Origin of the sequence: Rhodococcus sp. KRD162 (assembly GCF_017168335.1) — a bacterium.
Classification (GTDB): domain Bacteria; phylum Actinomycetota; class Actinomycetes; order Mycobacteriales; family Mycobacteriaceae; genus Rhodococcoides.
This window is the reverse complement of sequence record NZ_JABFAU010000086.1, coordinates 67,108-81,662: the sequence shown is the minus strand read 5'-3', so window position 1 is coordinate 81,662 and position 14,555 is coordinate 67,108. Positions and strand designations below refer to the sequence as shown.

Here is a 14,555-nt window from a genome sequence, read left to right as displayed (position 1 = left end):
CACAGAGTTACGGCGGCCATAGCGGAGGGGAAACGCCCGGACCCATTCCGAACCCGGAAGCTAAGCCCTCCAGCGCCGATGGTACTGCACTCGACAGGGTGTGGGAGAGTAGGACACCGCCGAACACACATTCCAGAAAACCCCCAACCACCACCGGTTGGGGGTTTTCTGCACCCCACACCACCCACACCCACAGCACCACACCCCGCGACCACCACACCCCCGCGTCACAGACGCGCGCGCAATCGTCAGACGCGCGCACAATCGCCACCCCACACGACACCAATCCGCGCGCGTTCAGCAAACGCGCGCGCATTTGCGCCAGGGGCCGGAGTGACCCAGGCACACGCAACGGATCACCCGCTGCACGCACCCCGAGCGCCCTCGACCCTTACCCCGCGGCACAGACGCGCGCGGAATCGTCAAACGCGCGCACAATCGCCACCCCACACGACACCAATCCGCGCGCGTTCAGCAAACGCGCGCGCTTTTGCGACTTAGGGGTACGCGACGGATCACGCGATGGGCACCCGATGATCGCGAACCTCGGAGATCAGGCGTGGACGGCAGTATCCGCGTTGGCGTTGATGTCGATACCCTTCGGATTCGCGAGTACTGTCTCGGCGGATCGCCCGCGTAGCGTCACCGCGTCGCCGAATTCCCATCGATCTGCTTCGTCGGACTCGGCACCGTCGACTGCTGCTTTCGATGAAAGGATTGCTCCGGGAGCGCTTTTCGCCAGTTCCGATAGGCGAGCGGCTTCGTTCACCGGATCTCCGATGACGGTGTACTCGAATCTGGACTTCGCTCCGACGTTGCCTGCAACCGCGCGGCCGGCTGCGACTCCGACGGCTGCGCTGCACTCGGGGACCTCGACCAGCAAGCGTCGGGCAATGGTCCGTGCCGCGGCCAATGCGGAACCGCAATGGTCTGGGATGTCGTTCGGGGCCCCGAAGATGGCGAGTGCTGCGTCACCCTCGAATTTGTTGATGAATCCACCGTGTTCGTCGACCTCGTCGACCACTACGGCAAAGAATCGGTTGAGCAGGTCGACGACCTCGGTCGGTGGCCGCGACGACGCGAGTTCGGTGGAGCCGACGAGGTCGATGAAGAACACGGCGATATCGCGCTCCTCGCCCCCGAGCTCGCTCTCGGACTGCAGCGCCTTCTCTGCGACCTCGTGGCCCACATGCCGTCCGAACAGATCGCGGATCTTCTCTCGATCACGCACACCGTCGGCCATGCGGTTGAACCCGCTCTGTAGCTCACCGAGCTCGGTGCCGTCGTACACCGCAAGGCGGACATCCATGTTGCCCTTCTCCACCTCGGCCATCCCGGCGCGCACATTGTTGATCGGCGACGTGGTGGCGAAGCCGCCGAGGACAGTCAGTGCGAATCCGAAGACGATGGTGATTCCGCCGAGCGCGAGGATGGACACGGCGAGCTGGTTCGCGCTCGTCTCCGGTCTGAGAAAACGGAAGACCGCGATCATCATCAGGCCCGAGACCGGAACGCCGGTTCCCAACAACCACGACAGGATCGACCGTCCCATGACGCCGGCGATACGGATCCGTCGTGGATCGCCTGCTTCGAGCGCCCGAGCCGCGATGGGGCGGAGCGCGAACTCGCTGAGCAGGTAGCTGAACGCGCAGACGACCGTGCCGCCGGCGGCGATCGTGAACGCGACCTTGGGGATCGCCTGAGGGTCGATGATGCCGTCGATCGTGGTCAACAGGATCAACGACCATGTGGAAGCCGATCAACCCGACCCACGATGAGCCGTCGAACGTGTCGGGCTCACACCCGTGCGGCAGCAGCGGAGCGACGACCGAACTCGGGACGCGCCAGTGCAGAAAGACCAACCGTTCCCATCGCTGGTCCATGACGATCGGACGAGGCAACAGCGGTGGCCGCGGCCACAGGCGTCGGGCATCGTCTCGATTCATCGTTCAGGAGGCCTCGAATCGGGCGTGCACGCTCGCGGTGATCGTGATGTCCTCGGGTTTGAGTGCAAACCCGGCAGGGGTCGACTTCGCCGCGAACATGCGTGGCGAGGAGTCGGCGGCACCGTGCGCGCCGATCCCCGGCAGCAGCCCTGGGTCGGCAACCGCAACAGCATGCACTCTCGTGCGTCCCAGGCTCGACGCGTAGGCCTCGGCTTTGGATACCGCGTCCTGCACGGCGAGTTCGCGGACAGCGAGTGTGTGGGAGATTCTGCTCGATTCGGTGAGGTCCCAATCGAAGTGATCGATCGACACGCCATCGAGTGCCGAGGCCGCGTACACGAAGGCATCGACGAGATCGAGCTGACTGAACTGCACGTTCACCGAGGCCTCGGCTTGGTAGACGTACGGCAGTTGTTCCCCGTCCTGATTGAACGGGCGGTTCCGTGAGTGACGCACCTGGTCCACGGACCACCGATCGATGGGGCCGCCATCGCTGTTGTACAGCGGCTCCACCAGCTGCGTGAGTTCGCGGACGAGTTGCTGGGCCGGCTCGGAGGCGGTTTCCGCGGTCCGTCCGTCGGTACGAACAGTCAACGACAGGGTGCACTGTTCGGGCGGATAGGTACGTGCGCCGTGACCGACGACGGTGATGTCGAGTGATTCCGGGCTCATAGCGTCCAGTCTTGCATCCGTGCAGCGGTATTCACCGAAACTCGACACTGCTGGCCGGCGCGTCGGGTGCGGAGGACAATGACGAACATGCTTCCTGTTCTCGACCTCGCCTCGGCCGACCACGACCCGCTGACGTTCCAGCGGTCGTTGCGCGACGCGGCGCATCGGTCCGGGTTCTTCTATCTCGTCGGGCACGGGATCGGGGCCGAGCGGATGAGCGAGGTACTGCGTCTGGCACGCGAGTTCTTCGCAGTTCCCGACGACGTCAAGAACGAGATCAGTCAGCTGAAGAGTCCCCATTTCCGGGGCTACTCGCGGGTGGGCGGCGAGCTGACCAACGGACGGGTGGATTGGCGAGAGCAGGTCGACATCGGGCCCGAGCGTCCGGCGATCGAGGGCGCGGACGGTTACTGGAACCTTCAGGGCCCCAACCTCTGGCCGTCGCAGCCGGTCGGATTCAGGGAGACGTTCGAGCAGTGGGAGCGGACGGTCTCGAGCATCGGTCTTCGGCTGCTTCGGCACTGGGCGCAATCCCTCGGAGCTGAGAAGAACGTGTTCGACGATGCGTTCGCAACCGCGCCCGCCACTCTCATGAAGGTCGTTCGATACCCCGGCACTGCCGATCACTCGCAGGGCGTCGGTGCGCACAAGGACTCCGGTGTGCTGACGCTGCTCCTCGTCGAGCCCGACTCGACCGGCCTGCAGGTGGAGACGACTCCCGATACGTGGATCGATGTGCCGCCGCTGGCAGGGGCCTTCATCGTCAACATCGGCGAACTGCTGGAGGTGGCGACCGGCGGCTACCTACGGGCGACGCGGCATCGGGTCCTCGCTCCCGAGCTCGGCACCGACCGAATATCGGTGCCGCACTTTCTGAGTCCCGCCCTCGACGCCGTCATACCGATCATCGAGCTGCCGCCCGAATTGGCGCAGCATTCGCGCGGCATCGAGAACGATCCGGACAATCCGATCTACGACACCTACGGCGAGAACGCGTGGAAGTCCCGGACGCGTGCCCACCCCGACGTGGCAGAACTGCACCACGGCATCGTTCCAGCCGAGCAGCGATCCACCTACTGACGCCCGCCACGGCGCCGTCGGGACGCACGATACCGAGCCCAGGCCCCGGTGCACCACAGTGCCCACATGATGAGCAGCGGCTGAAAAAGCAACCGGATTCCTCGTGCTGCATCGGAGTCGAGGCCGAATGCGTCGGTGTGGGTGAGGAACTGCGAGATGTTGCCGGGGAACACTGCGACGAAGAAGGCGGCGACCACCCAGCCGACCAGCGGTGCGCGCGCAGACCAGATCAGCAGCGCCGAGCCCAACACAATCTCCACGACGCCCGATGCCAATACGACGAAGTCGGTGCTCAGCGGCACCCAAGACGGAACCTGCGCCGCGAAGGCAGTACGCGCCCAGAACAGGTGGCTCAGTCCGGCGAAGACGAGGAACGCCCCCAACAGGGCCCGCCCGATGGTGCGAGATATCGATTTCGTCATGGCGTCATGAGACACCACGGGCACACTGAACACCATGACCGGGAGCACCCCAACCGAACCAGCGCGTCGCCGATGGGTACTGCATGTCGATCTCGATCAGTTCATCGCGGCCGTGGAAGTGCTGCGCAACCCCGATCTGGCGGGCAAGGCGGTGGTGGTCGGCGGCAGAGGCGACCCGTCCGAGCGCGGAGTGGTCTCGACGGCCTCGTACGAGGCGCGGGCCAAGGGGGTCGGCTCAGGGATGCCGCTGCGCATCGCCGCGAAGAAGATCCCCGACGCAGTCTTCCTCCCGGTCGACAAGCCGGCATACGACGAGGCGTCGGCGACGGTGATGGACACCCTGAGATCGTTGGGCGTCGTGGTCGAGGTCATCGGCTGGGACGAGGCGTTTCTCGGTGTGGAGACCGACGACCCCGAGGGTATGGCGAAGACAGTGCACGATGCGGTGTTCGACGCAACAGGGCTGCATTGCTCGGTCGGCATCGGAGACAACAAGTTACGAGCCAAGATCGCCACCGACTTCGACAAGCCGCAGGGAATCTATCGGCTCACGCAGGACAACTGGTTCGAGGTGATGGGTGAGCGCGGTACCGATGCGCTGTGGGGGATCGGCAAGAAGATCTCGAAGAGACTGGCCGCCCTCGGAATCTCGACAGTCCGAGAACTGGCCGATGCCGAGGACGCGGACCTCGCCGCGGCGTTCGGCCCGAAGATCGGTCCGTGGCTCGGTACGAAAGGGCGAGGCGTCGACCTCGCACCGGTGACCTCGGAGCCGTGGGTTGCACGGTCGCACAGCCGTGAGGTCACATTCCAGACCAACGTCGCCGACTGGGCGGTCATCCGAGACGAGGTCGCCGGTTTGACTTCGAGGGTGTTGGCCGATATCGAAGCCGAGAACCGGCCGGCAGTTCGGGCGGCACTGAAGATCCGCTACGCGCCGTTCGAGACCCACACCGTCAGCGCACCGATAGCCGGTGCGCCGACCTTCGACTCGGCAACCCTGACCGCCGCAGCAGTGGCTCTGGTGGATCGACTGGACCACAGCCGTGAGGTCCGCTTGATCGGCGTCCGACTGGAAATGGTTCCGCCGCAGCCCCGCTGACTATTTCCGGCCTGCCGCCCAGCGCAGTCCCCAGCCGTACTTCTTGTCGAGGTCGGCCTGGCTGCCTTGGATGTACTCCACCTCACGAGTGACCGTGATCCCTGCAGAAGTATTCTGCAACAACGCAATCGAGCAGATTCGTGCCGAGTTCTCGGCTGAGTCGAGCCGGACCTCGACCTGCGGTCCGTTGGTGGGATAGAGCGTCACCACTCCGTCGACTGCAGCCCAGTTCGGTGCGCCGTCGTAGATCATCGCGAAAATCAGGATGCGATTGAACTTTTCCGGATGAGCGAGGTTGATGTGCATGTTCTCGCCGCCGCTGACCGAACCGGAGCGGTCGTCGCCGTCGAGCGCGATGAACGGCGCATCCTGCAATGAACCGAAACTGTTGCCCAGTGCCTGCACGACGCCCTTGGAACCGTCGCGCAATTCGTAGAGGCAACCGAGGTCCAGATCGACACCGCCGTTGCCGTACGAGGCCGCGGCCAATTTCGCCAGGAAGCCCTTCTTCTTCGGCTGTGCTGCCGGTGCGCCGGTCGACCAGTTGAGGTTCACCCGCATCGAGCCCTGCTTCTCACCGGACTTCGTGAGGCTGATCGTCGGAGAGGCCTTGGACAGCGTCACCTTGCTCAGGCTGACGGGAGCTCCGGCCTGCGGTGCAGGGGACTGCCCGGACGAGGGCTTGCGGGTGTAGTCGATGGCCATAGTGGTGCCTTCCGATACGTCTGGTTCCGGATCGCGATGTCCGGTTTGGGCGGTCCGTCGAGAATAGCCGTAGCTCGAACGGCTGACGTGCCCGCGCCGGACCGACCGAGCAGCGGACTAGGGCCGGGGTACGTTGCGCAAATTCGATTTCGCCATCCGAACCGCCTCGCCGACGCCGCCGTTGAGGACGACTTTGCTCATCGCCAGCGCGAAACCCTTGATCTGCTCCCCAGTGATGGTGGGAGGCACCGACAGCGCCATCGGATCTGTGATCAGCTGGACCAGCGCCGGTCCGTCGACCGCAAAAGCGGTTTCGAGTGCGCCGCTGATGTCCTCCGGCCGTTCGACTCGCTGTGCGTGGATACCCGACGCGGCAGCGATGCCTGTGTAGTCGACCTGGGGAACGTCGACGCCGAAGTCGGGTAGGCCGTCGACGAGCATCTCTGCTTTGACCATCCCCAGTGTCGAGTTGTCGAACAAGACGATCTTGACGGGCAGCTTGTACATCGCGACGGTCAGCAGTTCCGAGAGCAGCATCGAGAAGCCGCCGTCGCCGGAGATCGAGACCACCTGTCGACCGGGGTTGGCGAACTGCGCGCCGATGGCGTGCGGCAGTGCGTTTGCCATCGAGCCGTGCAGCATCGAGGCGATGAAAGACCTTCTGCCGGTAGGGTTGATGTAGCGCGCGGTCCACACGTTGCACATGCCGGTATCGGTGGTGAACACGGCATCGTCGGCGGCGAGGTCGTCGAGTATCGAGGCCGCGTACTCGGGATGGATGGGTACCAGCTTCTCGGCGTTGCGGGTATACGCGCCGACGGTCTTGCCCATCAAATCGTTGTGCTTGTCCACCCACTTGTCCACGTAGCGCCGATCGGACTTGCGAGTGACCAACGGCTGCAACGCCTTCAGTGTGGCACCGACGTCACCGTGGATCGGATACTGCACCGATGTTCGGCGTCCGAGCTTCGTCGGATCGATGTCGATCTGCGCGGTGGTGACGTCCTCCGGCAGGAACTGCTGATACGGAAAGTCGGTGCCCAGCAGAATGAGCAGATCGGCGTCGTGGATTCCCGCATGCGCTGCTCCGTAGCCGAGCAACCCCGTCATTCCGACGTCGTACGGGTTGTCGTACTGGATGAATTCCTTGCCGCGCAACGAGTGTCCGATGGGAGCTCCGATGGTGTCGGCAAACGCGACCACCTCGTCGTGGGCATCCTTGACGCCGTAGCCGGCGAAGATCGCGACCTTCTCGGCACCGTTGATGGCGTCGGCGAGCTTCTTCATGTCTGCTGCCGGCGGAGTGACTACCGGCTTCGTGGGTATCGCGATCGGATCCATCGTTCCGGCAGCCGATAGTTCGGCGATGTCGCCGGGGAGCGTGAGCACCGACACTCCACCGCCGGTGATGGCGGCGTTCATCGCTGCGCGGAACACGCGTGGTGCCTGCTCGGCGGTGGAGATGAACTCGTTGTAGAGCGAGCATTCTCCGAACAGCCGATCGGGGTGCGTTTCCTGGAAGTAGCCCGAGCCGATCTCGCTGCTGGGAATGTGCGAGGCGATCGCCAGTACTGGTGCGCCGGAACGGTGTGCGTCGTACAGGCCGTTGATCAGATGCAGGTTGCCGGGCCCGCAGGATCCTGCGCAGACAGCCAGCCTGCCGGTGGTCTGTGCATCGGCCGATGCAGCGAAGGCCGCGGCTTCCTCGTGTCGGACGTGAATCCAGTCGATGCCGCCTTTGGCCGATCCGCCGGTTCGACGCACGGCGTCTACTACGGGGTTGAGGCTGTCGCCGACGATGCCGTAGATGCGTTCGACGCCGGCGTCCACGAGTCCTCGAACGAGTTGATCGGCCACTGTGGTGGGCATTGGATTCTCCTCGGATGTGGTGTGCATGGTTCGAAGACGAGTGGGTCTCACGCGTCCCGGCGACGCCTTCCCTGCGCACAGGGCTTGTCAAACATCCTTGGCACGTGCACACGGGCCGTCAAGTGGAAAGTGCTGGTAGAGCACCTGGCGATCTACGTCACGTCTCGGTTTTCCGGGTTGATTCTCATCGAAGACCGGGTCTGTACGTGTGTGCTGCGCTCGTTAAATTGAACAGGCTCTGTACAGGTTCACTTTTGCGATGTACGGTACTGGCATGACCGAGCCCGCTATGACCCAGCGCACATCGGAGCGCGCGCGGCACAAGCGTCATCAGGTGCTCGCCTCACTCAAGAACACCATCGAGTCCGGTGACATCCCTTCCGGTTCGTTCTTGCCAGGAGAGAACGCACTCGCCCGCGAGTTCGCTGTCAGTCGTGGAACCATTCGTTCTGCGCTCAGTGAGTTGGAAGATCAGAAGCTGATCGAAAAGCGCAGCGGCATAGGATCATTGGTCACCTTCGACGGGCATCAGATCGAGACCGCCGACGGGTGGGCTCGTGCCCTGTCGTCTGCGGGCGTCGAGATGCACACCCGTACCCTCCGCATCGAGCGCATCGTCGATCCGGAGTTGGCTGCCGAGGCCGGTACGTCCACGCTGAACTTCGTTGCCGTCGACAGAGTGAGACACGTGGTTGACGGGCGTCCGGTGTCGTTGGAGCGCAGCCGCATTCCCGCACTCGGACCGCTCGCGGCACTGCCCGAGAACGGACTGGTGGAGGATTCCCTGACGGCGACCTTGAGGTCCGCAGGGCTGGTGGCCGCCAGCGGTGAGCAATGGGTCTCGGTGGTCCCGGTCGACGCATCCGACGCGGCAGTTCTCGACGTGCCGGTGGGCACCCCGTACTTGCACAGCATTCGTGTCAGTCGAGACTCATCGGGTCGGTTCGTCGAGAAGGTTGTCAGCCTGCTCGCGCCCGACCGCTTTCGGCTCCACCTCGCATTCAATTCCTGATCGATCACCCACTCTCGGCAAGGACTGTTTCGATGTCTGCTTCTCGCGATCGCGCCCTCGGGGCCTTCTACGGCCTGGCTCTGGGCGATGCGCTGGGAATGCCGACGCAATCGATGTGCCGCGAAGACATTGCCGAGGACTACGGCCGGTTGCGCGGATTCGTCGATGCCGGTCCACGTCAGTTCATCGCACACGGAATGCCTGCCGGTTCGATCACCGACGACACCGAGCAAGCGATCATGTTGGCGCAGTTGATCATCGACGGGAGCGGTGTGGTAGATCCGTCAGCGTTCGCGCACGCCCTGATCGCTTGGGAAGCGCGAATGAAGGCACGCGGATCGCTGGACCTCCTCGGTCCGTCGACCAAGCGCGCAGTCGAACGCATTCTCGACGGTTCGGAACCGACCGAAGCCGGTAGATTCGGTAGTACCAACGGTGCGGCCATGCGGATCACGCCTGCGGCTATCGCAGCCTCGCTGGACGACGGCATGAGTGCGTTCGTCGACGCGATCTACCGATGTAGCTTCGTCACCCACAATACTTCCCTCGGAATAGCCTCTGCCGCAGCGGTAGCCGGCGCGATCAGTGCCGGAATCGCAGGCGCGGACCTACCCGAAGCAGTCGACACCGGCGTTGCTGCTGCGGCCGAGGGCGCCACCCGCGGATACTGGGTTGCCGGTGGAGACATCGCGACCCGAATCGAGTGGGCGGTCCAGTTGGTCGGCAACACCACCGATCGACACATCACGAATACGGTCGCCGACATCGTCGGTACATCCGTTGCGTCACAGGAATCAGTGGTAGCGGCCTTTGCTCTGGCCGTTGCGTACGACGACCCCTGGGACGTCGTACTCGCAGCCGCCACCATCGGCGGCGACACCGACACCATCGCGGCGATAGCAGGTGCTGTCCGCGGGGCCGTCGGTGGCCTGGCAGCGTGGCCCGGCGACGCGATCCGAACGGTCGTCGACGTCAACTCGCTCGATCTCGAGCCTGTCGTCGATCGGCTGCTCGCTCTCCGTAATACGAACTGACACAGTTCGACTCACTTTGGAGCACAACCATGACCTCTTCCGCCGCCACCTCCGTCTCGGACACCGCCGCCGACGCTCTGACACTGGAAACTCGCGGGATCGAGCCCGTCCCGGAGGACGAGTGCAACGGTAATCCACTGCAGCTGTTCTGGGTGTGGTTCGCCGCGAACATCTCCATCCTGGGGCTGCCGCTCGGTGCCACTCTCGTGGTGTTCACCGGGCTGAACATCTGGCAGGCACTGATCGTGGCGCTGATCGGTGCAGCTGGATCCTTCGCCATCGTCGGCATCGTCTCGATCGCAGGGAGACGCGGTGGTGCCCCCAGTCTCACCCTGTCGCGAGCCACATTCGGGGTCCGAGGCAACATCGGACCGACGCTTGTTTCGTTGATGTCGCGGCTCGGTTGGGAAACCGTCAACACCACCACCGCAGCGTTCGTGTTGCTGTCGATCTTCACTCTGATGTTCGGAGGATCCGGCGCCGCCAAGGATCATCCCGTCGTCACGCTCGGGTCCATTGTCGTATTCATCGTGCTCACACTCGTCGTCAGCGGGCTCGGGCACTCGGCCATTCTCGTCATCCAGCGCTGGTCCACATGGATCTTCGGTGCTTTGAACATCTTCGTTGCTGCCTTCTTGATCGCCACGGTCGACTGGGCCGCCGTGACCAGTACCCCGGCGGGATCGATCAGTGCGATGGTCATCGGTGTCGGAACCATCGCTGCGGGAACAGGTATCGGCTGGGCGAACGCCGGAGCCGACATGTCGCGCTACCAACGCAAGAGCGTCGGTGCCGGTTCGTTGGTGCTCTCCAGCGCTGCGGGTGCGGGTATTCCGCTCGTACTCCTGATAGGCCTCGGCGCACTGCTCTCGGCCGGTGACAACAGCCTCGCGTCCGCGACGGACCCGGTCGCGGCGATCCGGGAGATTCTTCCGGCATGGATGGCAGTTCCGTACCTGATCACCGCATTCGGGGGATTGCTGCTCTCCAATCACCTTTCGGTCTATTCGGCGAGTTTGACCACCTTGACGCTCGGCTTCCGAATCAAGCGGGTCTACGCGGTCGCTGTCGACGTGTTCGTCACCTTCGTCGGTGCCATCTACTTCATGCTGATTTCCGACGGCTTCTACGGCCCGTTCATCACCTTCATCTCGGTTCTCGCGGTTCCTCTGACGGCATGGCTCGGGGTGTTCATATCCGACATGATCAAGCGCAAGACCTACGACGCGGCATCGATCATGAACACAGGGAACACCAGCCGCTACTGGTATTCCGGCGGAGTCAATTGGTACGCGTTCGTGAGCTGGGCAGCGGGTATCGTCGTCGGGTTCCTGTTCACTGCCATCGCTGTGGACGGCGACGTCATCTTCACCGGGCCGTTGTCGGGCAGCTGGATCGGTGACAACGGCCTTGGATGGGTCGCGTCGTTCGTGGTCGCCGCCGGCCTGTATCTCGCTACCGGGGGAGCCCGCCGCACCGAAGCCGTAGCGCGGTGAGTCCGCGGCTGATACATACCGGCCAAGTCATCGTCGACGTGGTGATGGCCGTTCCTGAGGTCCCGACTCCGGGCGGAGACGTCGTGGCGACGTCGGTGAACGAGACGGCGGGCGGTGGCCTCAATGTCATGGTGGCCGCCATTCGTGATGACCTTCCGGTCGTATTCGCGGGAAGGTTCGGTTCCGGTCACTACGGCTCGGTCGTCCGCGACGCCCTGGCTGCGAGTGGGGCAAGCGTGGTCAATGATCGACCACGGCACAAGGATTCGGGATTCTGCATTGCTCTCGTCGACGCGAATGCCGAGCGCACCTTCGTGACGTACCCGGGAGCCGAAGCCGAATTGAGCGTTGCGGACCTCGAGGCAAGTGCGGTTCGAGCCGGTGATCTGGTCTACGTCACCGGTTATGGGTTGGCACACGAGAGTAACGCCGCGGCACTGACCGAGTGGCTCCCATCGCTCCCCGACGGCGTTCTGGTCCTGTTCGATCCGTCGCCGCTGATCGCGACTCTGGACCGGCGCGTCGTGGACGTTGTGATAGCCCGGGCCGACATCGTGAGTGTCAATGAGCGCGAGGGTGCGCTCATGACGGATGCGACCGAAATCGATTCCATCGCCGAGCAGTTGCTCGGACAGGTGCGTCCCGGGGCATCGGTGGTGCTGCGTACCGGACCGGACGGCTGCCGGATCGCAAGTCCAGGTCGGCCGACCCGGTCGGTGCCCGGGTTCGCGGTGAAGGCGGTCGACTCCAACGGTGCAGGCGACGCGCACGCCGGCGTGTTGTTGGCGGGACTTTCGCGCGGACTGGGCCTCTACGAGGCGGCGCTGCGGGCGAATGCCGCTGCAGCGCTTGCCGTCACCGAGCGTGGACCGGCGACGGCCCCGATTCGATCACGTACCGACGCGCTGGTCGGAGGGTGAGGGTGCACTTCGCCCCGGAACCGTGGAGTCGCGGACGACCAGCGTCGGCGTGAGTGCCACCGAGGACACCGGAAGTCCGTGAGTGACGGCCAACAGCATTTCGGCTGCGCGTGTGCCGATTTCGCGGTGCGGACTGTGAATTGTCGTCAGGGGTACCGTCAGTTCGCTGCAGATCGAGATGTCGTTGTAGCCGACGACGGCGATGTCCCTTCCCGGCTGCAAGTGCGCTTCGCGCAGAACACCGAGGACTCCGATGGCGCTGAAATCGTTGGTTGCGAAGATGGCCGTCGGAGGTGTCGGCAATGCCAGAAGTGCTGTGGCCCCGCGTCGTCCGGCCTCGGGATCGAAGCCTTCTTCCCGAACGTACTCGTCCGGAACGTCGATTCCCGCATCGCGGAGGGCAGCTCGGCAGCCTTCCAATCGGTCGATTCCGGTGCTGGCCCACGCCGGGCCGGACACGATCCCCACTCGGGTGTGGCCGAGTCCGGCCAGGTGCTCGCCGGCGAGATATCCACCCCGATGGTCGTCGCACGTCACCGAGGTCATGCCCGGGTATCGACGGCTGATGAGGACGAACTTGATGCCCCGGCGGTGGAGGTCCTCGAGGTTCTCGCTGTCGAGACGGGCGTCGCCGAAGATGAGTCCGTCGACATTGCGGCCGAGCAGCAGATCGATGCGTCGGCGCTGCTGAATCGGATCGTCGTGGGTGTTGGCGACGAACGTCTCGTAGCCGGCCCGGTTCGCTGTTTCCTCGATAGCGTCGTACATCGCCGAGAGCACCACGTCGGTCAATCGCGGGACGAGGACTCCGAACGCGGTGGACTTCTTGGTGGTCAAACTCGCCGCGTTGGGGTTGGGGACGTAGTCCATCTCGCGGGCCAACTCGAACAGCCGCAGATCTCCGGCGCTGGCACCGGCCGGGTCGAGCGCAACGCGGCGCAGAGCTCGGGACACGGTCGAGACGTGTACTCCCGCAGCGGCTGCGACCGTTTTGAGCGTGACGCTTCCCGATGTAGTGCTGTCCACTGGCGGTTCCCCTCGATGCTCCGTCGGCGCTGCCCCGACCCCTGATGACCCCTAAGCTAGCACCGTGCGCAATCGTTTGCGCAACAAGTTGCCCCTTCGAGGAACGGATAATCGATGACAGGTTTGGGTGGTCTCAATCCAACGCCGACGTCGCTCACGCTCGGCCTGGTTCAGCAGCAGGTCCCGCTGATCACGAGTATGGACGATGTGAACGCGACGACCGATCGTGTGTGCAGGCAGTTGCGCGAGGCCAAGGCCGGGTTCGGGGCTCTCGACCTCGTGGTGTTCCCGGAGTACTCGCTGCACGGGCTTCGCAAGTCCTCGTGGGCGTCCGACGAGGTGATGTGTGACATGGACGGTCCGCAGGTGGAGCGATTGCGCGACGCCTGCCGTGAGTCGAACGTGTGGGGGTGCTTCAGCATCATGGAACGCAACCCCGGCGGCGCGCCGTTCAACTCCGGAATCATCGTCGACGACCGAGGTGAGATCGCGCTGTACGTCCGCAAACTCCACCCGTGGACGCCCAAGGAGCCCTGGGAGCCGGGCGATATCGGCCTGCCGGTCTGCCCGGGGCCCAAGGGATCGGTGCTGTCGCTGTTGATCTGCCACGACGGAATGTTCCCCGAGATGGCGCGTGAGGCGAGTTACCGCGGTGCCAACGTGCTGCTGCGGACGGCCGGGTACAAGTTTCCGCTGCGGCAGTCCTGGCGTATCACCAACGAGGCCAATGCCTTCCATAATCTGGCGTACACGGGTTCGGTGTGTCTGGCGGGAGAGGACGGCAATGGCATCCCGTCGATGGGCGAGGCGATGGTGTGCGACTACGAAGGAACGATCATCGAGCGCGGCGACTCCACACCCGATCGGGTGGTGACCGTGTCGATCGAGCCGGCCCGGGCCGATGCGGCACGTCGCGGGTGGGGAGTGGAGAACAACATCTATCAACTGGGCCATCGTGGGTACACCGCGCTCGACGGTGGGGCACGCGATTGCCCGTACACCTACGTCCGTGATCTGGCCGACGGAACCTACCGAGTTCCGTGGGAGGACGAGGTGCGCATCGTGGACGGGACGTCGGAGGGGTACGGACCTCCGCGCCGAACCGGCAGTCCGATCGACACGGCCAGGGCCGGGTTGCGCGGCGAGTAAGGCGCAGGTTACGCAGCCGGTGCCCGTGTAACGGCGCTATTAATTGGTTTCGGATTTGTCGCCCAAAGCTCGACATCGACCGCGAAATCCCTCTATCGTCAGAGCAACGCAATCGGTTGCAC

12 protein-coding genes, 1 rRNA gene and 2 pseudogenes are annotated in these 14,555 nt (G+C 64.2%); 8 read left to right on the top strand and 7 right to left on the bottom strand.

Features of this window, described 5'->3' with window-relative positions:
- Window positions 1–8 precede the first annotated feature (8 nt).
- Window positions 9–125: ribosomal RNA gene (gene rrf / locus J1M87_RS28030) — 5S ribosomal RNA — on the top strand.
- Window positions 126–553: 428 nt separating this feature from the next.
- Here rrf and J1M87_RS28025 read toward each other — a convergent pair.
- The 3 genes and pseudogenes from J1M87_RS28025 to J1M87_RS28015 form a co-directional block, all read right to left on the bottom strand.
- Window positions 554–1,750: pseudogene (locus J1M87_RS28025) on the bottom strand (adenylate/guanylate cyclase domain-containing protein); the annotation flags it as partial.
- Between the two features lie 52 nt (window positions 1,751–1,802).
- Window positions 1,803–1,883: pseudogene (locus J1M87_RS28960) on the bottom strand (DUF2071 domain-containing protein); the annotation flags it as partial.
- 66 nt (window positions 1,884–1,949) lie between these two features.
- Window positions 1,950–2,618 carry an SIMPL domain-containing protein gene (locus J1M87_RS28015; protein ID WP_206492912.1) on the bottom strand — a complete coding sequence of 223 codons (669 nt, stop codon included), beginning with the start codon at window positions 2,616–2,618 and terminating at the stop codon, window positions 1,950–1,952.
- Between the two features lie 87 nt (window positions 2,619–2,705).
- Here J1M87_RS28015 and J1M87_RS28010 point away from each other — a divergent pair, with 87 nt between their 5' ends.
- Window positions 2,706–3,698, top strand: coding sequence for an isopenicillin N synthase family oxygenase (locus J1M87_RS28010; protein ID WP_206492911.1), 993 nt, complete (start codon window positions 2,706–2,708; stop codon window positions 3,696–3,698).
- Here the strand turns inward: J1M87_RS28010 and J1M87_RS28005 are convergent.
- Complete coding sequence (locus J1M87_RS28005) at window positions 3,692–4,120, bottom strand: hypothetical protein (protein ID WP_206492910.1); 429 nt, start codon at window positions 4,118–4,120, stop codon at window positions 3,692–3,694. The two genes, J1M87_RS28010 and J1M87_RS28005, sit on opposite strands and share 7 nt — an antisense overlap.
- Window positions 4,121–4,154: 34 nt before the next feature.
- Here J1M87_RS28005 and J1M87_RS28000 point away from each other — a divergent pair, with 34 nt between their 5' ends.
- Complete coding sequence (locus J1M87_RS28000) at window positions 4,155–5,222, top strand: DNA polymerase IV (RefSeq protein WP_206492909.1); 1,068 nt, start codon at window positions 4,155–4,157, stop codon at window positions 5,220–5,222.
- Here J1M87_RS28000 and J1M87_RS27995 read toward each other — a convergent pair whose 3' ends face one another.
- Both J1M87_RS27995 and J1M87_RS27990 read right to left on the bottom strand, forming a co-directional pair.
- Window positions 5,223–5,927: a tellurium resistance protein gene (locus J1M87_RS27995; RefSeq protein ID WP_206492908.1), complete on the bottom strand. Its 705-nt coding sequence runs from the start codon at window positions 5,925–5,927 to the stop codon at window positions 5,223–5,225. It abuts the gene before it with no gap.
- A gap of 117 nt (window positions 5,928–6,044) precedes the next feature.
- Window positions 6,045–7,796, bottom strand: coding sequence for a pyruvate dehydrogenase (locus tag J1M87_RS27990; protein WP_206492907.1), 1,752 nt, complete (start codon window positions 7,794–7,796; stop codon window positions 6,045–6,047).
- A 274-nt stretch (window positions 7,797–8,070) separates the two neighbouring features.
- Between J1M87_RS27990 and J1M87_RS27985 the strand changes: the two genes are divergently transcribed.
- Genes J1M87_RS27985 through J1M87_RS27970 form a run of 4 tightly spaced genes read left to right on the top strand, consistent with a single transcriptional unit; the run spans window position 8,071 to window position 12,258 of the window.
- Complete coding sequence (locus J1M87_RS27985) at window positions 8,071–8,808, top strand: GntR family transcriptional regulator (protein ID WP_206492906.1); 738 nt, start codon at window positions 8,071–8,073, stop codon at window positions 8,806–8,808.
- Window positions 8,809–8,840: 32 nt separating this feature from the next.
- Window positions 8,841–9,842 (top strand): ADP-ribosylglycohydrolase family protein, encoded by a 1,002-nt coding sequence (locus J1M87_RS27980; RefSeq protein ID WP_206492905.1) that lies wholly within the window; start codon window positions 8,841–8,843, stop codon window positions 9,840–9,842.
- 29 nt (window positions 9,843–9,871) lie between these two features.
- A complete protein-coding gene (locus tag J1M87_RS27975; protein WP_206492904.1) occupies window positions 9,872–11,338 on the top strand; it encodes a cytosine permease in 1,467 nt (488 codons plus the stop codon).
- Complete coding sequence (locus tag J1M87_RS27970; protein ID WP_307830942.1) at window positions 11,335–12,258, top strand: PfkB family carbohydrate kinase; 924 nt, start codon at window positions 11,335–11,337, stop codon at window positions 12,256–12,258. The genes J1M87_RS27975 and J1M87_RS27970 overlap by 4 nt, the downstream gene beginning before the upstream one ends.
- Here the strand turns inward: J1M87_RS27970 and J1M87_RS27965 are convergent.
- Entirely contained in the window at window positions 12,229–13,284 is a 1,056-nt protein-coding gene (locus J1M87_RS27965; RefSeq protein WP_206492902.1) for a LacI family DNA-binding transcriptional regulator, read from the bottom strand. The two genes, J1M87_RS27970 and J1M87_RS27965, sit on opposite strands and share 30 nt — an antisense overlap.
- Window positions 13,285–13,398: 114 nt before the next feature.
- Between J1M87_RS27965 and J1M87_RS27960 the strand changes: the two genes are divergently transcribed.
- Window positions 13,399–14,433, top strand: coding sequence for a formamidase (locus tag J1M87_RS27960; RefSeq protein ID WP_206492901.1), 1,035 nt, complete (start codon window positions 13,399–13,401; stop codon window positions 14,431–14,433).
- Window positions 14,434–14,555 lie beyond the last annotated feature (122 nt).